General features: G+C 59.9%; 19 protein-coding genes and 1 riboswitch. Of the genes, 14 read left to right on the top strand and 5 right to left on the bottom strand.

Annotated features, from left to right (window positions below):
- Positions 1 to 34 precede the first annotated feature (34 nt).
- From F3J20_RS00570 to F3J20_RS00545, 6 genes are all read left to right on the top strand, one after another.
- Complete coding sequence (locus tag F3J20_RS00570; RefSeq protein WP_167037386.1) at positions 35 to 1,138, top strand: ABC transporter substrate-binding protein; 1,104 nt, start codon at positions 35 to 37, stop codon at positions 1,136 to 1,138.
- The gene (locus tag F3J20_RS00565; protein ID WP_167281359.1) at positions 1,024 to 1,965 is read left to right on the top strand and encodes an ABC transporter permease; all 942 of its coding nucleotides are present in this window, start codon (positions 1,024 to 1,026) and stop codon (positions 1,963 to 1,965) included. The genes F3J20_RS00570 and F3J20_RS00565 overlap by 115 nt, the downstream gene beginning before the upstream one ends.
- Positions 1,962 to 2,753, top strand: coding sequence for an ABC transporter permease (locus F3J20_RS31945; RefSeq protein ID WP_167281357.1), 792 nt, complete (start codon positions 1,962 to 1,964; stop codon positions 2,751 to 2,753). The genes F3J20_RS00565 and F3J20_RS31945 overlap by 4 nt, the downstream gene beginning before the upstream one ends.
- Entirely contained in the window at positions 2,750 to 3,850 is a 1,101-nt protein-coding gene (locus tag F3J20_RS00555; protein ID WP_167037988.1) for an ABC transporter ATP-binding protein, read from the top strand. Before F3J20_RS31945 ends, F3J20_RS00555 begins: the two co-directional genes overlap by 4 nt.
- Complete coding sequence (locus F3J20_RS00550; protein WP_167281355.1) at positions 3,847 to 4,623, top strand: alpha/beta hydrolase; 777 nt, start codon at positions 3,847 to 3,849, stop codon at positions 4,621 to 4,623. The genes F3J20_RS00555 and F3J20_RS00550 overlap by 4 nt, the downstream gene beginning before the upstream one ends.
- 73 nt (positions 4,624 to 4,696) lie before the next feature.
- Positions 4,697 to 5,296 carry an amino acid synthesis family protein gene (locus F3J20_RS00545; protein WP_167037374.1) on the top strand — a complete coding sequence of 200 codons (600 nt, stop codon included), beginning with the start codon at positions 4,697 to 4,699 and terminating at the stop codon, positions 5,294 to 5,296.
- 211 nt (positions 5,297 to 5,507) lie between these two features.
- Here the strand turns inward: F3J20_RS00545 and F3J20_RS00540 are convergent, their stop codons facing one another.
- The gene (locus tag F3J20_RS00540; RefSeq protein WP_167281353.1) at positions 5,508 to 6,806 is read right to left on the bottom strand and encodes a hypothetical protein; all 1,299 of its coding nucleotides are present in this window, start codon (positions 6,804 to 6,806) and stop codon (positions 5,508 to 5,510) included.
- A gap of 363 nt (positions 6,807 to 7,169) precedes the next feature.
- Here F3J20_RS00540 and F3J20_RS00535 point away from each other — a divergent pair, with 363 nt between their 5' ends.
- The gene (locus F3J20_RS00535; protein WP_167281351.1) at positions 7,170 to 8,321 is read left to right on the top strand and encodes a hypothetical protein; all 1,152 of its coding nucleotides are present in this window, start codon (positions 7,170 to 7,172) and stop codon (positions 8,319 to 8,321) included.
- A gap of 75 nt (positions 8,322 to 8,396) precedes the next feature.
- Here F3J20_RS00535 and F3J20_RS00530 read toward each other — a convergent pair whose 3' ends face one another.
- Together F3J20_RS00530 and F3J20_RS00525 are read right to left on the bottom strand one after the other, a co-directional pair.
- Positions 8,397 to 9,827 (bottom strand): cytochrome c peroxidase, encoded by a 1,431-nt coding sequence (locus tag F3J20_RS00530; RefSeq protein WP_167281349.1) that lies wholly within the window; start codon positions 9,825 to 9,827, stop codon positions 8,397 to 8,399.
- Positions 9,828 to 10,092: 265 nt separating this feature from the next.
- Positions 10,093 to 11,463, bottom strand: coding sequence for a hypothetical protein (locus tag F3J20_RS00525; RefSeq protein ID WP_167281347.1), 1,371 nt, complete (start codon positions 11,461 to 11,463; stop codon positions 10,093 to 10,095).
- A gap of 734 nt (positions 11,464 to 12,197) precedes the next feature.
- Here F3J20_RS00525 and F3J20_RS00520 point away from each other — a divergent pair.
- From F3J20_RS00520 to F3J20_RS00510, 3 genes are all read left to right on the top strand, one after another.
- Positions 12,198 to 12,761, top strand: a complete 564-nt coding sequence (locus F3J20_RS00520; protein ID WP_167281346.1) for a hypothetical protein — start codon at positions 12,198 to 12,200, stop codon at positions 12,759 to 12,761.
- Between the two features lie 767 nt (positions 12,762 to 13,528).
- Positions 13,529 to 14,383 carry a restriction endonuclease gene (locus F3J20_RS00515; protein ID WP_345889818.1) on the top strand — a complete coding sequence of 285 codons (855 nt, stop codon included), beginning with the start codon at positions 13,529 to 13,531 and terminating at the stop codon, positions 14,381 to 14,383.
- Positions 14,384 to 15,027: 644 nt separating this feature from the next.
- Complete coding sequence (locus F3J20_RS00510; RefSeq protein ID WP_167281342.1) at positions 15,028 to 15,534, top strand: hypothetical protein; 507 nt, start codon at positions 15,028 to 15,030, stop codon at positions 15,532 to 15,534.
- 261 nt (positions 15,535 to 15,795) lie between these two features.
- Here F3J20_RS00510 and F3J20_RS00505 read toward each other — a convergent pair whose 3' ends face one another.
- Positions 15,796 to 16,314, bottom strand: a complete 519-nt coding sequence (locus F3J20_RS00505; protein WP_167281340.1) for a lipocalin-like domain-containing protein — start codon at positions 16,312 to 16,314, stop codon at positions 15,796 to 15,798.
- A 179-nt stretch (positions 16,315 to 16,493) separates the two neighbouring features.
- Between F3J20_RS00505 and F3J20_RS00500 the strand changes: the two genes are divergently transcribed.
- Positions 16,494 to 17,384: a LysR substrate-binding domain-containing protein gene (locus F3J20_RS00500; RefSeq protein WP_167037985.1), complete on the top strand. Its 891-nt coding sequence runs from the start codon at positions 16,494 to 16,496 to the stop codon at positions 17,382 to 17,384.
- Between the two features lie 100 nt (positions 17,385 to 17,484).
- On the opposite strand, the gene F3J20_RS00495 is transcribed toward F3J20_RS00500, so the two are convergent.
- Positions 17,485 to 17,928, bottom strand: coding sequence for a Fur family transcriptional regulator (locus tag F3J20_RS00495; protein WP_167281338.1), 444 nt, complete (start codon positions 17,926 to 17,928; stop codon positions 17,485 to 17,487).
- A gap of 172 nt (positions 17,929 to 18,100) precedes the next feature.
- On the opposite strand from F3J20_RS00495, the gene F3J20_RS00490 reads away from it, so the two are divergent.
- From F3J20_RS00490 to F3J20_RS00480, 3 genes are all read left to right on the top strand, one after another.
- Complete coding sequence (locus F3J20_RS00490) at positions 18,101 to 20,227, top strand: TonB-dependent receptor (protein ID WP_167281336.1); 2,127 nt, start codon at positions 18,101 to 18,103, stop codon at positions 20,225 to 20,227.
- An 89-nt stretch (positions 20,228 to 20,316) separates the two neighbouring features.
- Positions 20,317 to 21,528 carry a zinc metallochaperone GTPase ZigA gene (gene zigA, locus F3J20_RS00485; protein ID WP_167281334.1) on the top strand — a complete coding sequence of 404 codons (1,212 nt, stop codon included), beginning with the start codon at positions 20,317 to 20,319 and terminating at the stop codon, positions 21,526 to 21,528.
- 68 nt (positions 21,529 to 21,596) lie between these two features.
- Positions 21,597 to 21,660, top strand: a riboswitch (cobalamin riboswitch).
- Between the two features lie 279 nt (positions 21,661 to 21,939).
- Entirely contained in the window at positions 21,940 to 24,138 is a 2,199-nt protein-coding gene (locus tag F3J20_RS00480) for a TonB-dependent receptor (RefSeq protein ID WP_240162658.1), read from the top strand.
- The last annotated feature ends 7 nt before the right edge of the window (positions 24,139 to 24,145 follow it).

Raw genomic sequence — 24,145 nt, 5'->3', positions numbered from 1 at the left:
CAAGCCATGCCAGGAGGTTTTTGTGAAGAATGAAATGGATAACGTAGCGCCGGTTCGGGCCTGTGCGAAAGACGCAGTAGCGTCGATTCGTCGCCGTCGCGTATTGCAGGGAGTGGGCGCACTCGCGGCAGGCGCGCTCCTGAATCCGCTGGCGCGAGCGCAAGCCGGGCGCTTCGACGGGAAGCAACTGGTCTACGTCAGCTGGGGTGGCGTCTACCAGGACTTTCAGAAGAAGTCGTATTGTGATCCGTTCGCGAAGGAGACCGGTGCCCGGATCATTCAGGATGGTCCAGTCAACGAGGCAAAGATTCGCTCGATGGTCGCCGCGGGCGGGAATCCCGACTGGAACGTGATCGACGTGACCGACACGTTCCTGTTCAACGGCACCGCGCATAACCTCTTCGAAAAGCTCGATTTCAGCATCGTGAACAAGTCGATGGTCGAGCCCGCGTACGTGACGGATTACGGCATTGGCACCTGTGCATGGAGCTACAACGTTGCCTACAACACGAAGGCCTTCGGCGTGGGGAAAGGCCCCAAAACGTGGGCGGACCTGTTCGACGTCAAGCGCTTCCCGGGCAAGCGGATGTTCCGCAATCGCGTCTATGCGACGCTCGAAATCGCTTTGCTTGCCGATGGCGTCGATCCAGCGAAGCTTTACCCGCTCGACGTCAATCGCGCGCTCAAGAAGCTCGATACGATCAAAGATCATATTACGTGGTGGACTACGCCTTCGCAGTCGCAGCAACTGATTGTCGACGGCGCGGTCAGTTGTGGCGTCATCCAGAATGGCCGCGCGTACGACGCGTCGAGAAAAGGCGCGCCGATTGCGATCGAATGGGCACAGAATCTGCAATCCGTCGACTACCTCGTCATATTGAAGGGCACGAAAAACCTCGATGTGGCGATGCACCTCGTGAACCGATCGATTCAGCCCGACGCGCAGGCGATGTTCTCGAACAACACCGCGTATTCGCCGGTTAATCCCGCTGCCTTCTCGAAGATCGACAAGGCCATCTCGCCATGGCTCGCGACCCAGAAGGACAATGTTGCCAAGGGCGTGATATTGAATGCAGCCTGGTGGCAGGACAAGCTCGAAGCCCTCGACGCGAGCTGGAACGCGTGGCGGCTGTCGTGAGGCTCGTGCGGCGCAGTGATTGGCTGGGTGTACCCGCAGTACTGCTGGTTCTGGGGATGTTCGCCTGGCCGGTCGTGTCGTTTCTGGCAAAAAGTGTCACCGATCCTCATGTCGGGCTGCAAAACTTCGTGTCGGTCGCGACCGACAGCGTGTACGCCAAAGTACTGTTGAATACCGTCGTGATTAGCGCGACCACGACGATATTCACGCTGCTGCTCGGTTATCCGGTTGCTTACACGATTGCACGTGCTTCGGGGCGGCGCCGGCGTCTGATGATCTTCGTCGTTCTGATCCCATTCTGGACGAGTCTGCTTGTGCGGACATTTTCGTGGATGATCCTGCTGCAGCCGCACGGCGTCATCAATTCGCTGCTGCTGGCGAGCGGTTTGATCGAGCACCCGCTCGAACTGATTTTCAACCGCACTGGCCTCTTCATCGCGATGGTCCAGATGCAACTGCCGTTCCTGATTTTCCCGCTCTTTAATGTGTTGTCGAAGATAGACGACGCTTATATGCGAGCCTCGGCAAACCTTGGTGCTTCGCCTTTCACCACATTCTGGCGCGTGTATTTCCCGCTTTCGATGCCGGGCATCGTCGCCGGTTCGATGCTGGTATTCGTTACGTCGCTCGGCTATTTCGTCACTCCCGCACTGCTCGGCGGACTACGCGACATGATGGTTGCGCAATTGATCGACGAACAGGTCGCGGATATCGGCACGTGGGGCGTGCCGGCGGCGCTGTCCGTGATCCTGCTATGCGGCACCGCGATGATCTTCCTGGTCATCAAACGCGCGACGGGCGCCACCCGCAAAGGAGCACGCCGATGAAACCGGGTTGCATCTGGCGGACGTTGCGCGGCGCTGTGTGTTTGTTCGTCGCACTGTATATGCTGGTGCCGATTGCGATCGTCGTGGTGATTTCGTTTTCGTCGGGGCAGTTTCTCTCGTTTCCCCCGCCGGGCTTCTCGCTGCAATGGTATCGCGCGTTGAACGACCCGGCCTGGACATCGTCGCTCGCCACGAGCGTGGAAGTCATGATACCGGCCGCTTTGCTGTCGACGTGTCTGGGCCTTGGGGCCGCGTTGATGCTGCGGCGGGAAGGGTTGCCCGGCGCGCCTTTGATACGCGGAATCCTTTTGTCTCCTCTCGTGATTCCCGTAATCATTACCGGTGTCGCGTTTTATAGCGTGTTCAGGCCGCTTGGCCTGCACGGCACGGTCCTGGGACTGATCGTTGCGCATACGGTCTTGTGCATACCCTATGCGCTAACGACTATCACGTCGTCACTGGCGATGGTCGACTGGCGAATCGCGCAGGCGTCCGCGAGTCTCGGCGCGAGGCCCTTTACGACGTTCCGCAGAGTGACCTTTCCATCGATTTCGTCCGGCGTGATCTCAAGCTTCCTCTTCTCGCTGGTGGTGTCCTTCGACGAAGTGGTGGTGTCGATGTTCGTTAGCGGGCCCGATGCGCGACCCGTGACGGTTCAGATGTGGTCCAACATTCGTGGCGACGTCGATCCGACCATCGCCGCGCTGGCATCCGTTCTATTTGTGTTCGCGCTGCTCATCCTGTTGCTAGAGGCAATTTTCGGTCGCGGGGAGGCCACGGAACAATGAAGCACAACGACAAGCAAACGCTGCTCAAGATATCCGGCTTGCAGAAGCACTATGGATCGACTGCGGCGATCGCCGATGTCTCGCTGGAATTGCGCGAAGGCGAGCTCCTGACGTTCCTCGGTCCGTCAGGCTCGGGCAAGACAACCGTGTTGATGTCCATTGCCGGTTTCGTTCAGCCGTCCGCGGGCAGCATCGATCTGGCAGGAAAGCCTTTGTTGCCGCTTGAACCGTACCAGCGCAATATCGGCATGGTGTTCCAGAGCTATGCGCTGTTTCCGCACATGACGGTCGCGAAGAACGTCGCCTATCCGCTCAGCATTCGCCGAATGCCGAAGGCTCAGATCGAGGAAAAGGTCGCACGCGTGCTCGAACTCGTCGGTCTGCCTCAACATGCCAACCGCTTGCCGTCCGAACTGTCCGGTGGACAGCAGCAGCGCGTCGCGCTTGCTCGCGCCATTGTGTTCGAACCTCGTCTTCTGCTCATGGACGAGCCGCTCGCGGCGCTCGACAAGAAGCTGCGCGCGAAGATGCAAATGGAGATCATGCGCTTGCATCGGGAGCTGGGTGTGTCGATCATCTATGTGACGCACGATCAGGAGGAGGCGCTCGTCATGAGCGATCGCATTGCGGTGTTCAATCACGGCCGCATTGACCAGATCGGTACGCCGAGCGAGTTATACGATGCGCCGAAAACCCGTTTTGTCGCGGACTTCATCGGTGAATCGAATCTCTTCGACGGAAAAATACAGACGATCGGCGCCGACGGCGTGTGGTGCGCACTGCCTTGCGGCGCGACCATCAGGCTCGCGGAAGCCAATGCCGCGCGAAAGGATGAATCGATCGTTGTTGCGGTGCGTCCCGAGCGTATTCGCGTACACCACGCCTCGCATGAACCTGCGTGCGAAAACGTGCTGCCGGCGGTCGTGAGCGAAGTCGCCTATCTTGGGCAGGCACGTAAATATCTGGTCAGGACCGCCACGGGAACCGAAATTGTCGCGCTCGAGCAACTCGCTGTTCAGGGGCAGCGTACGTTCGAGATCGGCGAGCCGGTTGTCGTGTCGTGGCGGGCATCCGATACCCGGGAGGTCAATTCATGAGTCATGCTGAGGGTCTCAACGTCAAACGCAGCGGCTCGGGCCGTAAAGTGGTATTCGTGCATGGCGTCGGTGCCGATCTGGAGAGCTGGCAAGGCACGCTATCGTGTCTTCAGACCCGTGTCGAAGCGTTGACATTCGACTTGCGGGGTCATGGGGAATCGGTAAAGACACACGGAGAATATTCGCTGGAGATGTTCTCCGCCGATCTTCTCGCGATTGTCGACGAAGCCGGTTGGGCATGCTTCGATCTTGTCGGCTTTTCATTGGGCGGACTGATCGCACAGCGCTTTGCGCTCGATTATCCCGATCGGGTGCGGACGCTGACCATCATCAGTTCGGTCGGCGGCCGCACGGATGAAGAGAAAGCGCGCGTGTTGGCACGCGCCGAAACGCTCGCGAGGGAAGGTGCGCGAGCACATATGGAGGCATCGGTTCCGCGCTGGTTCACGGACGAGTTCAAGCTCGCGCATCCGGAAGTCGTGGCGGCCCGTATGGCCCGCAGCCTGGCAAACGATCCCGTTTGCTATGCCGCCGCCTACAAGGTCCTGGCAACCGGGGACCTGGCTGACGAGTTGAGCAAACTGCATCTGCCCGCCATCGTCATGACGGGCGAAGCAGATGCGGGATCGACGCCACGCATGGCACAGCTGATGGCGCAACAACTGCGTGCGCCCTGTGTGATCTTTCCGCGCCTCAAGCACAGCGTGCTACTCGAAGCGCCGGATCAGGTCGCATTACAAATCGATTCTTTTTTGCAGCGTCATCCGGCTTGACACCCGGCAACGCTGCTGCCCTTGTTCGCACGAATCAACAACGGCATTTTCCAATTGACCAATAGGAGCAATCGTGACTTTTCAAGTACGCAAGGTCGTCGTATACAAGGACACGACATGTCGGGAAGGCGGCCGTCACCTCGACCGGCCAATCACGATGGTTGGCGTGGCGGCGGTGATTCGCAATCCATGGGCAGGACGCGGCTATGTGGAGGATCTCTCGCCCGAGCAGCGCGCCGGCTGTGGTCCGCTCGGCACCATGATGGTCGAGCGGGTGCTCGCCGAATTGAAAGTCGAAGAGATCGAAGCATACGGTAAGGCGGCCGTGGTCGGTGCAGCCGGCGAAATCGAACATGCTTCGGCGGTGATTCACAATCTGCGTTTCGGCAATCAATATCGGAATGCTCTGAAGGCAGAAAGTTATCTGACGTTCACGAACAAGCGCGGAGGTCTGGGAACGTCGCTGCAGATTCCGATGAAGCACCTGCACGACGGTTCGGCGCGCTCGCATTTCATCACGTTGGAGATGTCGATTCCGGATGCGCCGTGCCCGGATGAAATTGTCATCGTACTGGGTGCATCGACCGGCGGCCGGGCGCATCCGCGTATCGGCAACCGGCATCTCGACACGATGGAAATCGAGGAGGAGGCCAAGCGGGCTGCGGGCGCCTAGGCCGCCTTTCGGGCCATGTTGCTCGACGCGGTGGTGCTCCGGTGCGATCTGTCAGGCTGTCGGGAAGAACAGGTAAAAATCGATCGAGCGTGACGCGAAAGCCGGACACCGCATCCTCACGCGCCGATATCCCCGATCGGCGAACGTCATCTTGTGCCGGGTGGCTGGCGGGCGCAGAGCGCGCGAGGTGGGACCCACTACCGACATGCGTCTATTGCCTGACGCAGAGGCCTTCGACGAAGAAGCCATTGCCGTTGACTTCGTCGAGGTAGTAGAGGTTCGTCGACGAAACCGGCAGGAACATCATCGCGCTCTGCACCGTGCTGCCATTGCTCGTGGTGCGCAGCAGTCCGGCCATCAATCCGTTCACGCCGTTTGTCAGTGTGGGCGTCGAGGACGAAGACGCCGCATTGAACGTCGCGTTGAAGTTCAGCGTGAACGGGGACGCGTACTGGCCGGATGGCGTGAGCGTCGTGCCCGCAATCGTCACGCGATTCGTCACGATGTTGCCGAGCAACTGGTTGTTGTCGCTGGTGTTCGGTTCCGAGCACAGCCACGTGCCGTCGTAGGTCCCGCTCGCCAGTGCCTGCGCCGTCTGGAACACCCACGAACCGGTGCGGAACGTGCCCTCGCTGTTCGTACCGGCCTGATCGAGCATCAGCGTGAGGTTGCCGCCGCTCGTGCTTGCAAAGAGGCGGCCGAACGACTTGCCGTTCAAGGTCATGTCGAACGCGCCCGGATACGTGGCCTGGTCGGGATCGACGGTGATCGAGCCGGTGTCGGCGATGCTCGCGTCGCTGTCGTCCATGCAGTTCGCGCTGTAGGCGGCGCTCGGGCACGCGCGGAACGTGCCGTCGGCGTTGATCTGCATCTGGCCGGTGTCGGCGTCCTGTGAGCCGACCGGCACGCCGGCGGCCGTGTAGTCGCCCGAGAGTTTGATGAAGCTGTAGGTGCCCGCGAGGCCGGCGACCGTGGTGACGCCGTTGTTCGATGCGGCAATCTGGCCCGAGAGCGTTTGCGATCCGCTGCCTGCCGCCACGTTCGGCACGTTGCTGAGCTGGCCGCTCAGGACGCCGTGGTTGCCGCTGTCGGCCGTGACCGCGAACTGCATGCCGACGGCGTTCGCGCCCGCGGCCAGTGCGGCCGGCACCGTGCCGCTTGCCGCGAACGAGGTGACGACGTAGTTGCCGTTCGTCAGCGTGTAGTTGCCCACGAGCTTGCCGGCGAGCCCGAACTGCGAATTGATGAAGGTCGTCGTGATCTGGCCTTTGGCGGGCGCGTCGATCTGCACGGAGATCGTGTCGCCGAAGCTGACCGTGCCGATATACGTCTGCTGCGCGGCAAGCGGCTGTGCCTGCGCTGCCTGCGAACCCCCGCCCGATTGGCTAGAGCCGTTGCCGCCGCTGCTGCCGTTGCTTGTACTGTTGCCGGTGCTTCCACTGCCCCCGCTACTCCCGCCGCAAGCCGACAACACTGCGCATACCCCAATGCAAACCAGCGTCTTTTTCATGATGAATCCCGATTCCGATTATTTGAGTTATGAAATTTTATTTTTCCGCCGATGATGACTTCACCGGGCGATTCCGCTATTCGATTTTTATCGGCCCGCAAACGTAAAACAGCCATGAATCACACTGCAAATTTCCCTTGAATTTTCCTTGGATGGGCGGCCAATCTATTGCATATACAGGCGGTCAATAGCGGGTTGCCCATTCCTTTTGGGAGGAAATACTCTTTACGGGCCGTCGATGTGGCATTCTCCCGGGAGTGCGCCGGGGGACGCATGATCAAAATTGATCATGTGAATGAAACGGGGCTGTCGCACACTGAACGCAAATCAGAAAAAAGAATATCCGAAGCCGAGTGACAGCTGATGGCAACACGTGAAGTCATGACCGGCAAGCCGGAAACGTTGGACGAGATGATCGTGCGTTTCTACGACGCGATCCTCGACCCGAGCGCGCTGCTCCGTGCGCTGACGGAATTCGATCACTGGATCGGCAGCCGTCTGGCGCATATGGTCGGCTGGGACGCGCGTACGCAGAGCGCGCCCGTCAACCTGATGACGCGTGCCGAATACATGCATGCGGGCGAAGCCTACGCGGAGTACTACGGCAAGATCGACCCGCGCCGGGCCGTGGTGCTGAATCAGCCGGTGGGGTGCGTGTTCCGGTGCGCGGACTATTTCGACAACCGCTACGTGGATCGCAGCGAGTTCTATCAGGATCTTCTGATTCCCAACGGCATGCGCTATATCCTCGGTGGCTGCGTCTATCGTGAAGACGCGCTCGATATCTACCTGGTGTTCAATCACGCGGTTGGCCAGCCGTCGTTCTCGGCGCAGCAGGTCGAGGCTGTCGGCCGACTGATGCCGCATCTGCAGAAAACGCTAAAACTCATGCTGCGCAGCGAGTCGCTGCGTGCCGGGATCGTCGCGGGTGAAATGGCGCTCGAGTCGATGGATCAGGCGATCGTCGTGCTCAATCCGGCCAACGAGGTCGTGTTCTGCAACCGCAGCGCTGAAGTCCTCTTCAAGGCGCGGCGCGTCCTGCGCGTGTCGGGCCGCCGCGTCGAGTCGGCGAGCTTCTGGAACGACACGCTTTCCGGCGCGATGGGCCGCGTGCGCGAGAGCGGCAAGCCCGAAAGCGTACCCGTGGGCGTGGGCGCGCAGACGCGCTATCTCACGGTGCTTGCGTTGCCGCGTGCGCTGGGCGCCGGGCGCGGTCTCACCCTCGCGAGCGCCGACCTCATGATCGTCGTGACCGAAGCAGAGCGCAGCGCCGCGGCTTCCGAACGTCAGTTATCCCAGTTGTTCGGCTTGACGGCTGCCGAGGCGCGTCTCGCGCATGGCCTCGCAAAGGGACTTTCGCTCGACGAATATGCGAATGCGTGCGGCGTGACGATTACGACGGCACGCAATCAGCTACGCGCGGTACTCGGTAAGGCGGGCTATCGTAGACAGCAGGACCTGGTTCGTGCACTCGCGGGTTTGCCGGCGATCGCCGGGATGCAGGTTCGCGAATGAATGGGAGTACCGCGCGAGTACCGCACGCGTGTTCATTCGCATCATCGACTTCTCTTTCCTGTTCGGTCTTTATTCCTAGTCGACACACGGGCCCGAGGTCGGGGCCTGAGCGGGTACCTGATAGCCGTCGTTGAGTGTTTTCAGGAAACACACGAGATCGGCAATGTTTTGCTGGGTCAGCTGGGGTTGCGAATGGAATTGACGAGCCAATGCACCATCCGAAGCCGTTGCTCCACCCTGAGACGTTTGTCCCTGTCCCATGGGCAGTTCCTCATCAACGTTGCCCTGGAATTGAGGAGGCAGGTCGTTGAATACCTGTATTTGAGCCCCCGGCACATAGGAGGGAACCAGAGCCCAGCCAGGGGCCGCTACCGGTGTGCCCGAACCGCCAGTCGAGGGATACCAGTATTCAGGATTCGTATCCCGGGTGTTGTAGAAGTTCAGTACCTGTTCGATCGAATGAAATACGCCGTTGTGGAAGAACGTGGAGCGCGTGGTGACGTTACGCAGGGTTGGAACTTTGAATGCCCCACAGTACGGATCATCTTGCCCGGCCTGTGGCAGGTGAATCGTCGTATCGGGACCGCAGAGCCCCATATCGTAGTACTGGGGATTGCTGTTGGCCGGGATCGCGGGATTACGCGGGGCGCCCAGGGTCTGGTACGTGAAGTCGGTCATCAGACCCGAGGCGCCCCCGAAATTCGCACCGGCATAGTGACAGGCCGCGCAACCCGCGCCGGTCACCGTGTTGTTGAACAGAGCGAGACCTCTTTTCTCAGCCGCGGTGAATACGCCGCCGGTCTTATGCCCCTGTACCAGATCCCATTTACTCGTATAGGGGTGGAAGCTCGGATCTTCGACCTGGAAAGCCTGCAGGGCGTCGCCGGCATCGGAGAACGCCTGTTCTACGTTGGTGAAGACGTCGGAACCGTAAACGGTCCTGAATGCCGCCGCACTGGGTCCGCTCTGGATCGCAGTCACCACAGCGGACTGGGAGGCGTTCGCCATTTCAATCGGGTTCAACAGCGGGAACGCGGCTTGAGCAGACAACGACGGTGCCCGCCCATCGAGCATGAAGCCGCCACCCGGGGCCGAACCGGTAATGCCATCCGGATTCATGGCCTGATCCGAATAGGCGGGCGTCATGTCCTTATAGCGAAGACTCGGAACCGCACGGACTCCCGACTGTGTGGCGTCCGAGCCCAACTGGACAGCCAGATTGTTGGGCGGCCCATAAGCAAAGGCCGGATCGTGGCACGAGGCGCACGACATATTGCCATTCTTCGATAGCGAGCGATCAAAGAAGAGAGCTTTACCTAGCTGCGCCTTGGCGCTCAACTGGGACGCTGGTGGCTGGGTTGGGTGATCGGGAGTTGACGCTCCGGAAGGCGCAGAGGCCCCATTCGGTGCCCCGGCATTCGATGAATCTCCGCCACCTGAACACGCGGCGAGTACTGAACTCAGGAGAAGTACAAGAAAGACAGGAGTAAAAGAGGGAACGCGCATTGAGGTGTAGGCGTAAAAGAGCCGGGTGCACCCAAGTAGGGACCCGGCTTTAGGGTTCAGACCAGACTGTGCCTGATGGGCAATTCAGGCTGCGGTTGCCACCGGGTGAATTTGCCCGGCTTGTTGTCGAATACAGCGCAGTGGCCGCGCTCGACAGCGACGGATGCCAGCCGCCCGCAGCAACTGGTCGAACCCGATTCGTCTTCGTCAAACATCACGGCGATAGGGTTTGCCGAGGCAAACCCTCCGCGAGTCAGCTTCGCAATTAGTTCAGCGTGACCCGCTGCCGCGCCCACGAGAACGGACCATAGGCATCGATGCCATTCGGTGCGTTCTTCGTCGGATCGAACGTGAACTTCGTCCATTCCATCGGCGTGGTTTGACCGTGAACGATAATGCGGTGGAAGTTCGGCACGTTGTAACTCGTGCCCACCGGGTTCAGCACGTAGGGGTCGAACGAGCAGGGCGTAGCCGCGGTGAACGGGGTCGATGCGTCATAGACCTGAGTAACGGGCTTGACGTTTTCGTGGACGCACGCCTGATTCGGCATCAGCGGATTGTCGGACTGGTACAGGTGCGAGTCCCCGTTGATGACCACGACGGGCTTGCCGAATTCAGCGGTACGGCGAGCAATGATGTCCACGTACGGTGCATATTGCGACAGACGGGGATTGTCGCCGAGGTTTTCCGAGTCCCACATGTCGGCCTGTTCGGCGATGACCAGTGCCGTTGCCTTCTGTGCTTCGGCCTGGTCGAATGCGTTGTTCAGCCAATCCTTGGTCGCCTGCGTACGGTTCGCGACTTCCGTCGCCTGTTGCGCAGTCATATTCGCCGTGTCCGGCGTTTCCGGCTTCTTGCCCGAGAACCACACGTCGGTCCCGTTGTTCGAGCCGCCTGGAATGTTGACGGTAGCGAACACCACGCCCTGGTTCGCCCACCATACGTTTTCGACAAACTGCTTGTCTGTATCGGTTGTCCCTTCCTGGGCCTGGCTGTGAACCTGGAGCGTACCCGAACCCAGTGTCGAGCCCGCGGCGGGGAAGAACAGCTGGCGAATCAGGTTCAGGTTATCCACGGGATTGCCAGCCTTATTGGAGCCCGTGCTGTAGCTCGGCTGAGGCGTTCCGGCGACGTTGCCCAGCAGCGGGTCTGTATCGGAGTAGAAGCCGGCGATTTCCTTCGGTACCTGGCAGTCTTCCCATTCGTTGTCACCCGGCGTATAGACGAGGGGCAGCGTGAACTGCGAGAAGAAGCTTTGAATAGCCCGGTCGTAGACTGCCGTGCAGTTCTCCGAGCCCGAATGCAAGTCACCGACGTGGAAGGCAACGCTCACATCTTTATCGCTCGCGATCGCCGACAGGTATTGCGGCAGGTGCTTGAATTCGTACAGATCGTCGCCGGGAGCTGCGCCCGCGGTCGGATTGGGATTGCCGTAGGGCACATCGCCGAACAGTGCAAGCGAGAATGCCTTGGCAGCGGGGGCCGACGGCTGGCTTGCGCCTTGGGGAGCGCTTGCACCGGTGGCGGGGCTGTTGCCATTGTCATTGTCGTCGGAGCCGCCGCATGCACTGATAGCCAGACTGGCGAGCAGGGCAGCGCCGAAAGCGAGGGAGCAAATCTTGGGGGACGTTTTCATTATTGATGTGAATGTAAGTTTGCCTACGAAAGCAATACAAAGTCTTACATTCGTGAATGACATAATTATTACGAATGTCTAACGGGTGATGGGTTCGTTGCTCGGAGCCTGATATCAGGCGCTCTAGGCATTCAGATTCATTACAACCCGATGCGTGTCGTTACCGCATATGAATTCGCGCGATTACGTGAAATACTGCGCCGTCCTGATGGACATGCTGTGGGATGAAAGTCGGTCAGCCCAATGTTCAGATTCTGTTCGAGCGGATGGGGGCGGGTTGGTGCGGGTGGTGGCTAATGGAGTAGTGCAGCCATAGCGTTGGCAGGTTCTCAACGCGATGGGCGGCAGATTGTGACCGGGAGCACCAGGTCCGAAAACGTTCTATAGCGCTGACGCGGGAGTAGTCAACGGCCGTTTTCCGGCGAGGTCGGGGATGCGCATTGTCGGCCATGAAACGTCGTTCAGCATCGCTGGGGTTTTGTCATTCGGACGACCGCTTGAGTGTTATTTCGGCCGGAAGTCTTTCATTGCCACCGCCAGCAACGGGGCGACTGCTGTCCATGGTTCTGGTTAATGCTTTTGCGCGATGTCCTGCCCGAAGCGCGTAGCCGAAGCGGCGGTCATCACTCGCAAGAATTGTCTAGCGGCGGATGCTGTCAAGTTTGGCGATCTTATGCCGACAAACAGTCTGTAATTCCATTCCACAAATCGATTTCGTTGCCCGGAACACCCGAATGCAGAGACGACTACTTCCGATTCTTATCGTCAGCGCAAGCACAGCTCTTTTCGGCGGATGCGCGGCCACGCTGCAAACCCAGGACAATTCGTCGTCGGGTGAAAGGACCGCAGAAGCTAGCATCGTCGTGCCGCCTGCTTCGACCCATACAGTTGTACTGCGTATGACCGGATCGAAAGTAGCCACGGACTCGTCCGACTGGCCTCGGGTGCAGGCGGAATGGCGGGAAGCCATGCAAGGTGCCTCGACCCCGGCAGGACTGACCTTCATCGACGAAACGGCGGGAATGGCAGCGCGGAGCGGCGCCGGCACAGTCGTTGATGTCTATGTCGACGACTACCACTTCGTCTCGCAAGGTGCCCGGATCGCATTTGGAATCATGACAGGCAATGCCTTCATGCGAGCCAAGGTGACTTTCCGCGATCTGCAGACTGACCAGGTATTCGGGGAGCGCTCCTACAACACGAAGTCTTCGGCATGGGAGGGCATCTTCGCACCGACTACCGACAGGCAGACTCGTGCCATCGTGGCTGATATCGTCAAGCAGATTAATCCACGTTAGCGCATCGCGTAACTGCCGCCCTCGGGAAAAGCCGGTGTCGTCGATTCGCGAGCTCGTGTCATTTCCCTGTGCGCAGCACAGGTGCTAGCTGGGGTGCACGCCCGGATGGCGGATCAACGATCCGCTGAAGCGCGGCATCTCATTGCGAGGATCAAGCGCATTCCGCAGCCCGCCTCCGGCGAAGTCGAAGCTCGTCTTGGCAGACGTGAGCGCGAGGCCGCGTGCAATCGCGACCTGCCTGGGACCGTTCCTCAACAGCGGACGCAGTGCCGCCATGCCGCAAGCTGGCGCAGCGGAAACTTAGCGCGCGCTCGTTGAGCCGTCCATCTTCTGCAAGCCGGTTTCGCGCGCGTAGTCACACACTGATTTGCACACAGACGCCCCCTTGCCTGGACGCCAGGCGCGGCTCCGGTAACCGAACCCAGCTTCATACCGGCCGTGAACGTCAAAGGATCTTGGCGGCGGCAACGGGTCGAGGCCGTGTGAAAACGCAAAAGTACTCCGTCCTCTGATGTCGCTTTACCCTCCCCGAGCTGCGGTCAAGCCACTACAGCACGATCTGAAGGGCCGATTTTTATGAACACCGCATTCGACATGCGTTTTCACACACCCCGGCCACAAACGGCTGTTCGATACCTGCTCAATTCGTTGACAACGGCACGAACCCTAACGTTAGACTGACCAACGCGCGCCGTGAGTTCGATCTCCGGCACGTGAGATCCCAACGACCTGTTGGGCCGTCAATTTTAAAGCGCTATTCGTAAATCATGAACCAACGCTCGATGGCAGGTGTTATAGCTGTACTAAAACAAAGCACCACGAGACCCGAAGTAGGAGACGGGCCGGGATTCGAAGACCACGTCCGCAATGTCTATCAGACTTTGCTTGATCTTGAACTTGAGAACGCTGTCGTTGGGCGTGGAGTCAGTTTACGAGGATCAAGGGGGAGTGTTTACCAGATAGACGTGTACTACGAATTTGAAATTGCTGGTGTGCGGCACCGGGTTGCGATCGAATGCAAGAACACCACCCGCCCTATGGAAAGGGACGATGTTCTGGCGTTCGCGATGAAAGTGCATGATTGCCAAGGCTTGGTCGGCATCATCGTTTCAGCCAACGGTTATCAACGCGGGGCCGTTGACTCCGCCAACGAAAATGGCCTGAAAGTGCTGTCGGTTGAAGAGCTTCCGTCCATAGGGCAACTTCTTGCGTTACGCCTGGACGATGTTGTGATGCCTGGCCCCGAGGTGAAAGGCGAACCATTCTGGACGTTGTACGACCCTGAGACGAAAGAACCCTATTCCTTTGCACAAGGGGATGAGCTCTTTGGAGCGCTGTTCATCTCGCGCGCACACGCTGAGGAGTATGCGAGGGTGTGTCATTTGACGCCTCGGTGGACTGTGCGGGGGCTGGGAATGCGACATCTTGGCGCCTATATCCTGACCGCCGACGCAATGCGAGGGCGATATCTCATCGTACAGCCACACACCGAAAATGCTATCTGGATAAACGGTTTTGCATTTGCGGAAATCGGACGCAAGCGTCTGATTTCTGAGTTCTACTCAGGTAGCCCGTTGCCCGTCACTCCGATGGTTATGCCGGGACGACGAAAGCGGCGTTGAAGCCGGTTTCGGTGGCGTACAGCAGGCTATCCATCTGTTGAAGTTCCAAATGTACCGTTGTCGGAAGCAGTAGCAGCTAAGCGTGGCGGGGCTACTACTTTGCGATGTGGTTTTGTAGCCGAAGGCGATTATCTCCCGATCGCTATCGGTGATAGTCAAGCCGCACTCGCGCCGGATCTCGGCAATCGGGATCGCCCGGTGCGGCGCGTTTCGTTTCATCGAACTGGCGAACGCGTCCGAGGCGAGCAATACGCCCCGCGACTGACGGCGCTGCACTCGCTGGACGCAACCGAACGCGCGAGCGTCCGCTTTGTGGAAGGGAGAGCGGCCGAGAAGGGGCGACTGCTGTCTGGCGCGGCCGGTCTATGCCCAGCCACGCCCGGCGGTCTGTGTTGGACCGGGGGCGGCCAGTTTTTGCCGTTTACTAGCCGCATTTCGCGGCCTTCAGACGACAGCGTCGCGGTCAATAGCAGATGCTACGTAGATCGACTTCAGCCCGTAACGGCAGCGAAAACTCGCAAAAAAGGCAGTGCAAGACCGGTGGCGAAGCTGTGCAGAGCAATCGGCCACCTCTGGCGCGTTCGGAGCGGCGCTGGTATACAACTCGGGAGCCGCACCGCAGTCACCTGTCGCACCTTTAACGTATGCGCAGCGCCATCGTTTCCATGACACTAGCGAAAGAGAAAGCTGAACAAACCGCCCGATCATTTATCTGCGTTGGCGCGTTGGCTGTAACCATATCGTTTTTCACGCCGTGGCACGCAGAACAGATCACCAATATCTGTGCGACGGATGCACACGGGGATACCTTGCCTGATCGCCTGGTTGACGGCGTTCTGCGCTACTTTGAGCGTAGTTACTACCTGGAACGCGTCCAGGCCGATAACGTGGTGGTTGATTACTGTGGCGGCAAGTCAGGTTGCGAGATTCCAGATCGCTCGCTTCGACGGCTAACTGGCGCGACTGCACATGCGGAATTTTGTGGTCGACGCCTTTCAAAGCTAGTCGTCTCCGGAACAGTCGTCTTCAAACTGACGCAAGGCTGGCTCAATAGTCAATACGAGAGTTTGAGCGCAGGTATCCGGCGGACTGGAGAAATGATGATCGCAATAGATGGCCTGTTGCTGCTCTGGCGTCGAAGCCGTAGGTAGCGTCGGATCAAGTCAAAAAACATCAGCTCTTCAGCATCGATCCGCAGAATGTCCGTTGCCCCGCCGGGTCTGCCGTAGCGAAACTATGGGTATGAGCGGCTGCAAAGGGTCTACTACAGCCGACCGCACCGCATCGCGCAGTAGCCGGCGAGCTTGAGCCGCTCAGATGCTTTGCTTGAACGGCTGTTTCTTGACCGATCGCGGCCATCCGGGATGCCACTTGCCACAAGAAAGAGGTATCGGTAGCGCTCGATCGTTCTTCTAGTTCAGACGTTGCCAGATCGAAATCGGTATATCTCCATTCGGTCGAGGAGTGACCCGGTAGCTCAGCTTGCCGTCTTTAAGCTCGTAGCTTCGCTTCTGCTGCGCTCCCTCCCAGTTGGGGAAAGAGGCGTTTTGAATATGGAAAGTCAAAGTTCCGCCAGCCTGATCGACGCTGATCGTGCCGAAGTGCGTGCTCGATCCCATGACGGCGGCTTTGTACTCGGTTGGTGTTCCTGCTCCCTTGTCGCCGGAAGCAAATTGAGGGCGTTCTGCCTTGAAAATTTGCAGCGAGTAATGTCCCTGCGCGTCGATGAGCAGCAGCCCCTTGGGGGCGGCGCCGTAGTCCGATGCTCGCGAGCCATCGGGATGTTGGACATCTGCTGCCACCAAAGTCCAGCTGCCCACTAGTGAAGGATCGAAAGCGGTTGCGTCGGCTCGTGCAACAGCCGTCCACAATAGGCACACCGATAAAACGGCGACCGGAATGCCTCGTTTAAGAATTATCTGGCGTCTCATACAGTTCTCCGTGATTTGGCTCTCAACCCGTTTTGTATCGAGGCTTGCTCGCAATGTTCACGGCCTGCCCATAGCGATCAAACGCGCCGTTGATAATAGCCGGACGAATATGTAATGAATGCAATAATTCGGCATCATCTCTTTAGAAAAACTGAACTGTGCCTACGCCCGACCTCAATATGGACGCTCTGAGGACGCTCTTGGCGACTCAGCAACTGGGAAGTCTGAACCGCGCTGCTGAGCGCGTAGGCCGTTCGCAATCGGCCGTGAGCCAGCAGATGCGCAAGCTTGAGGAACAAGTCGGACAGCCGCTATTCCGCCGGCAAGGACGAGGCTTGGTCCTGACGGAATCCGGCGATCTGATCCTTTCATATGCGCGCCGCATTTTGGATCTCAACGATGAAGCTGTTCGAGCCGTTCGAGGGGCTTCTGTTGAGGGTCTCGTGCGCTTCGGCCTACCGGGCGATTTCGCAGAGACCTGGCTTCCGGTTGCTCTGGGACAATTCAAGAAGGCACATCCTGCGGTTCGTGTGGAAGTTGCCGTCGAGCGAAACGGTGTGTTGCTTGAGCGACTGGACCGAGAGGAACTCGATCTCGTGCTGGTCATGGGATATGGCAGTCGTTCAGACGCTGAACACCTCGCCACGTTGCAAATGACATGGATCGGAGCGGTTGGAATCGACACTGCCCTGAGTCCCGGCCGTCCGTTGGACCTGGCCTTATACAATCCGCCGTGTTTTTTCCGTCGCGCCGGCATTGAAGCCCTTGATCGCGCAAATATTTCCTGGAGACTGGCGTATACCACGGCCAGCCTCCAAAGTCTTTGGTCAGGTGTGGCAGCGGGTCTTGGCATCACGTTGAGAACGGCGGCCGGAATACCATCGTCCCTACGACGACTCGATGAGAAAGACGGCCTTCCGCCTCTGCCGACTGTCGAACTCTGCCTGCACTCCGGGCTCCGGGACATTCCACCTGCCTTGGCTCAGTTGAAGCGCGCCGTGATTGAGAATGCGACAGCTAACCTCCTTCCATCAGCTACGGAACATGCTCGTCGACAGTCTGCTCGATAAGCCGATTAAGCTTCTCCGGCATTGGACCGCAATCCGGTTTCTGCCATGATGCTCTATCATGCCAAACAGAATTGCAGGGAGCATCTCATCGATTCACCCCTCACTCCCCCCGACACGCGGCACAAATCCCATTGATCTCCGTATGACGATGCGTGATCTCGTATTGCGCCGCTTTCGCCGCATGCGTCAACGCGCCATCGAGACAAGCCATATCCACGGGCTTTACCCCGCCACAGGTATTGCATACGAGAAAAGCCACATGTTGCGTTGGAGCCCTCGGCGCGATGACGAAGGTATTGGTCGACGCGATGCGCGTCACGACGCCCGCGGAAATCAGAAAATGGAGCGCGCGATACACCGATGGGGGCGCATCGTGCCGACCAATACCCGGCAGCTCGTTAATGAGTTCATATGCCGAAGCACGGCCGCCGCGCTTCACCAGAAGGCCGAGCACATCCCGGCGCAAAGCGGTGAGCCGGTGACCATCGGCCATGCAGCGTGCCACCAGTGCGTCCATTGCCGGCAGGCTAACAAATCCAGTCATTTGCGAATCTAACCACGTTGCCTCCTCAAACTTTACCAATGTAATGATACGTTATATCATTTCACAAATTCAAAAGGAATCGAAATCGTCCTGTGAGGGACCATGATTCGATGTCTTTTGGATAGGGGGCCAAGTATCGACATGTAATGTTATGTTATAACGTTTCGTATCGATGCCTGGTAGCTTTCGACCACACTCCATAAAAACCGTGCAAAACCACCTCCCGACGACACGCCTCGTCCGCTTTTCTCCGCTTACCCTCGCTTTGTGTGCCGCCTTTGCACATGCCCAGTCGAGCAACGTTTCACGGGACGCATCAGCCGGTGCAATCCCGGGCGGCTCTCTCGCGCCCGTATTCGTGACGGCCAATCCGCTGGGCGACACAGACCTGATTGCCCCGGCTACGGCGTTGTACGGCGACGCGCTGACCCTTCGTCAGTCGAACTCGCTCGGTGAAACCCTCAACGGCCTGCCCGGTGTGTCGACCACGACATATGGCCCGATGGTCGGACGGCCGATCATCCGGGGGATGGACGGGGACCGGATCCGGATTCTGCAGAACGGCGTGGCCGCGTGGGACGCATCGTCGCTGTCATATGACCACGCGGTGCCCCAGGAACCCATGACTATCGAGCGGGTGGAAATCGTGCGCGGACCGGCGGCGTTGCTTTATGGCGGCAATGCGATTGGCGGTGTCGTGAACACGATCGACAACCGGATTCCGCGCGAGCCGGTCAAGGGTGTCAACGGCGAGGTGGACGCAAGCTATGGCGGAGCCAACCGTGCTCGCGCCGGCGCGGCACAGGTCGAAGGGGGTAATGGTCAATTCGCTTTCCACGTCGATGCATTCGATCGGCAAACCAGCAACGAGCGCATTCCCGGCTATGCCCATTCGGCACAGCAACGTGTGCTCGATGGACCCGATGCCGAACAGGCCTACGGCACCATTCCGAATAGCGATGGACGATGGTCCGGCGGCGCGGTGGGCGGCGCTTACACGTGGGCGGACGGTTACGCGGGTCTGTCATACAACGGCTATGAAGCCAACTACGGTTCGGTGGCCGAGGACGACGTCCGGCTTCGCATGCATCAGGATCATGTGGCATTCGCATCCGAGGTCCGTAATCTGCAAGGTCCCTTCTCGCAGTTGAAGTTCGACTTCGGTTACACGGATTACGAACACAAGGAAATCGATAACGGCGAAACGGGAACCACCTTCCGGAACCACGGCTATGAGGCTCGAATCGAGGCGCGTCACCACAAAATAGGCCCACTCGAAGGCGTAGTCGGCGTGCAGATAAGCCAGAACACCTTTTCTGCGCTTGGCGATGAAGCGCTCGTGCCCACGACCCAGACAACGAACGTCGCGCTGTTCGGCCTCGAAGAATGGAACGTTACCGATGCGCTGAAACTCAGCGCCGGCGCCCGCTACGAGTATGTGAAGCAGGACCCGACGGCGGCCGGCAACGAAAAATTCGAGAGCGCGACAGGACGCAATTTCAATGCCGTCAGTGCATCGCTGGGTGCGCTATACAAGCTCTCGCCGATCTGGTCGGTCGCGGGCGATGTTGCGTACACCGAACGTGCTCCCGCGCTTTACGAGCTGTATGCGAACGGGCCTCATGACGCGACGGGGCAATACCTGATTGGCGACCCCGAAGCGCAGAAAGAAAAAGCGGTATCGACGGATCTTTCGCTGCGTTTTGCCAGCGGGCCGAACAAGGGAAGCGTCGGCGTTTTCTACAGTCGATTCAAGAATTACCTGACCGAATTCAACACCGGACGGCTTGTTGACGACGATGACAATGTGGTTCCGCCGGGAACCGACGACGCACTGAACGAAGCCGTCTACAAGGGCGTGCGCGCGGAATTTTACGGCATTGAACTCGACGGCAAATGGCGCGTGTTCGAGAAAGGCGCGCATCAGGTGGATGTGGAACTGGTTGGCGACTATACGCATGCGCGAAACATGGACAACGACGAGCCGTTGCCGCGCATTTCGCCGCTGCGTGCCACCTTTTCGGTTGACTACGGGTACGGCCCCTTTGGCGCGCGCGCGGAAGTACAGCACGCATGGGGTCAACACCGCGTACCCGAAAATGATCTGCCGACGACGAGCTACACGAAGCTGGATCTGATCCTGACGTACAAGTTTCATGTCGGCACCACGAACTGGCTAGCCTATGTTCGTGGCGACAACCTGACGAATCAGGAAATCCGCTACGCGAGTTCGGTTGTCCGCGACATCGCTCCACAAGGCGCGCGCAGCGTCATGGTCGGTTTGCGCAGCACGTTCTAACGCATGACCCGGGCTTGCGCCGGCGACACGTCCAGCGCAAGCCGTTTGCACCGGCAAGGCCGACGCTATTACACACGAGGAGCATCTCTATGGACCACCGATTGCCCGTGACCGTTCTCTCCGGCTTTCTGGGCGCAGGCAAGACAACGCTGCTCAACCACATCCTGAACAACCGCGAAGGCCGCAGAGTTGCTGTCATCGTCAACGATATGAGCGAGGTGAACATCGATGCGGCGCTTGTCCGCGACGGTGGTGCCGAGCTTTCGCGAACCGATGAGAAGCTTGTGGAGATGAGCAACGGATGTATCTGCTGCACCCTGCGTGAAGATCTGTTGCTGGAGGTGAGCCGTCTCGCGAGGGAAGGCCGCTTCGATCAGCTCGTGATCGAATCGACCGGCATTTCCGAGCCGTTGCCGGTTGCGGAAACCTTTACGTTTGCCGACGAAGACGGCAAAAGCCTGGCCGATGTCGCGCGGCTCGACACGATGGTGACCGTCGTCGACGCATGCAATTTTCTGCGTGACTACAGTTCCCGGGATAGCCTCGAATCGCGCGGAGAATCTTTGGGCGCTGAGGACAACAGGACCGTTGTCGATCTGCTGATCGAACAGGTCGAGTTTTGCGACGTGATCGTGCTGAACAAGGTGGATCTGGTCAAAGTGGCGGACCTTGAACGGCTCACGGCGATTTTGCGCAGCCTCAACCCGCGGGCGAAAATCGAAATGTCGACGTTCGGTCGTGTCGCGCTCGATCGGGTGCTGGATACCCAGCTGTTCGACTTCGAGGAAGCCGCCAGAGCACCTGGCTGGCTGAAGGAACTGCGCGGCGAACATACGCCGGAAACCGAAGAGTATGGAATCCGCAGCTTCGTATGGCGCGCGCGCAGGCCGATGCATCCGGAGCGGTTCTGGAATCTGATCAACAGCGAATGGCCGGGCGTGGTCCGCTCCAAGGGATTCTTCTGGCTTGCAAGCCGTCCCTCCCATGCCGGTTCCTGGTCGCAGGCGGGCGCGGTTTGCCGCCATGGCTTAGCGGGACGCTGGTGGGCCGCCGTACCGAAAGCGGACTGGCCGACGGACGCCGAATCGCTCGCCTTCATCAATGCGAACTGGACGCCCGAGGTTGGCGATGCGAGACAGGAACTGGTACTGATCGGTATCGATATCGACGAACCCGGCATGCGCCAACGGCTTGATGCCTGTCTGCTCACGGACGCGGAGATGGCCGATGGACCTCAAGCATGGATCGGGTATGCGGACCCGTTTCCGGAGTGGGGCGTTCGCGTGCCGGAGACAGTTTGACCTGCGAAGCGAAAATCTATTACGGCACGGCGTCGACCACAACCCGGTACAATCCACCCGCCATGTCCGGAAGCTGGTGCAAATCCAGCGCGGTCGCGCCACTGTGATCGGCCTTCGCGCCGAAAGTCAGACCTGGTCATCGGCTCATTCCAACCGTACTTGCGGGGCGCGAAACCCCAGGAGAAATCAGCATGACTGCACTGGTCAGCGTGCGGCGCACAGGTGCCCGCCATTCATCGTTCGGCCATTCCCGCGCGTGTCGGGCAACGTCGATCACCACGTCTGAACGCACGTCGATCCGCTAGCCGCCGACGTTTTCCGCTCTCCGGGTTTGCCGCCCGCATCGCATCGATGCGGGCGCACGCGCGCCCGTCGCGAGCGCGCCACATCACAATAACGAATCACAAAAAAATGGACGCATCCGCACCGCTTTTCCGCGCGCGGCGCTTCGCCCTGCGTAGCGCTATCGCCTGCACCTGGCTCGTCAACACGACGCCGGTTTTCGCCGATACCAGCAGCCCTTCGCCCGCCACCGATTCATCTCCGCAGACGGCCACCTTGCCCGCCGTGCGTGTCACCGGCACCGCCGGGAACAACGCAAACTCGAACGTTCCGGACCTCACGACGCCGCTCACGACGGGCAGCCGCCTGGGCCTCTCGAGTCTCGATACGGCTGCAAGCGTCGAAGCGATCGGCAGCACGCAACTGACCGAGCGCGGCGACAACAACGTGACGCAAGCCGTCACGCGGGCCGCCGGTTTCGCGACCGACGCGGCACCGGGCAACGGCGGCACGTCGCTGTCCGTGCGCGGCTTCAGCGGTCCCGAATCGGTCACGACGCTCTACGACGGCGTGCGCATGTACGCGGGCGCGGGCACCGTGTCGTTTCCCTTTGATACGTGGTCGGCCGAACGCATCGAAGTGTTGCGCGGACCGGCCTCGGTGCTTTACGGAGAAGGCGGTATCGGCGGTGTCATCAATATCGTGCCGAAGGCGCCGCAGCGCGACTACGCGACGACAATCGAGCTCGGCGCCGGCACTTACGGCAAGAAGCGCGTCGCGCTCGACACCACGGGCGCGCTGGGTCCGATGCTCTCGTACCGCTTCTATATCGCCGACGACCGCGACAACGGCTGGCTGCCGCGCGGCGATTCGCACACGACGGCGCTCGGCGGCGCGTTGCGTCTCGACGTGAATCCGCGCCTGTCGTTCACGCTCGATTACGACTACGGCCGCCAGCTTCCCGCGCGCTACTTCGGCGTGCCCGTTATGGACGGCGCACTCGATCCCGCACTGGCACGCCAGAACTACAACGTCGGCAACGCGTCGATCTCGTACTACGACCAGTGGACGCGCCTCTCCGCCCGATGGAATGCCGCGCCCGGCATCACGCTGCGCAATCAGTTTTACTATCTGCTGACCAACCGCCACTGGCACGACAGCGAAAGCTACGAGCTGCTCGGCGACGGCAACGTGCTGCGCTCCGACTACATCGAAATCCTGCACCGCGAACAGCAGGTTGGCGATTCGCTCGACGCGACCTTCGATGGCCGGCTGCTCGGACGTCAGAACCGGCTCGTCGTCGGCGCGGACTTCAATGTGATTTCGTTCCTCGATACGAGCAACTCGCCGTATGACGGCGCCTCGATCGTGCCGGCATTCGGCTTCGATCCGGGCGTGTTCGCCAGCCCCGACCCGACCGTGCCGCAGTTCCAGACCACGACGCACCAGGCGTCTGTTTTCGCGGAAAACCGGCTCGAACTGACGGATCGGCTCGCGTGGGTCTCCGGCCTGCGCTACGACCATCTCGACTACCACCGCGATACCTTCGCGACGGTCAACGGACCGGCCTCGTCGTTTGACCGGACCTTTGCGCATACCGGCTGGCGCACGGGGCTGGTGTTCTCGCTGACACCCGATTTCTCGGTCTATGCGCAGTACACGACGGGCGCCGACGGCGTGGGCTCGCTCGTCACGCTCTCGAAGTCGAGCAGTCAGTTTTCGCTCGCCAGCGGCACGCAGTGGGAAGCCGGCGTCAAGCAGCAGTTACTGGACGGACGCGCGTGGTGGACGCTCGCGTTCTACCAGATCGTCAAGCACGACCTGCTCAGCACCGATCCGTCGAATCCCGATCTCACGCAGCAGGTCGGCAAGCAGTCGTCGCGCGGCGTCGAGTGGACCGGCGCGCTGCAACTGGGCGGCGGGGTGTCGGTCAACGCAAACGCCTCGCTGCTGCGCGCGCGTTACGACGACTTCAACGAGGACGTGAATGGCCAGAGCCTCTCGCGCTCGGGCAACGTGCCGTACAACATTCCCGAGCAGACCGCGAACCTGTGGCTCGACTGGGCGTTCGCGCCGGGCTGGCGCGCCGGCGCGGGCCTGCACTACGTGGGCCGCCGTTATGGCGACAACGCGAATACCGCGCCGATTCCGAGCTACACGCTGTTCGACGCCTCGGCGTCGTGGCGCGCCACGCGCAACCTCACGCTGGCGCTCTATCTGCGCAATCTCACGAACCGCACGTATGTGGTCACGACGCAGAACGACGGTGGCGAGTGGCTGCTCGGCGCGCCGCGTTCGGGCTGGGTCACGGCGACGCTGAACTTCTAGAGTCGCG

This window comes from Paraburkholderia sp. Cy-641, assembly GCF_011752945.1.
Taxonomy (GTDB): Bacteria; Pseudomonadota; Gammaproteobacteria; order Burkholderiales; family Burkholderiaceae; genus Paraburkholderia.
This window is presented reverse-complemented; position numbering and strand designations above follow the sequence as displayed.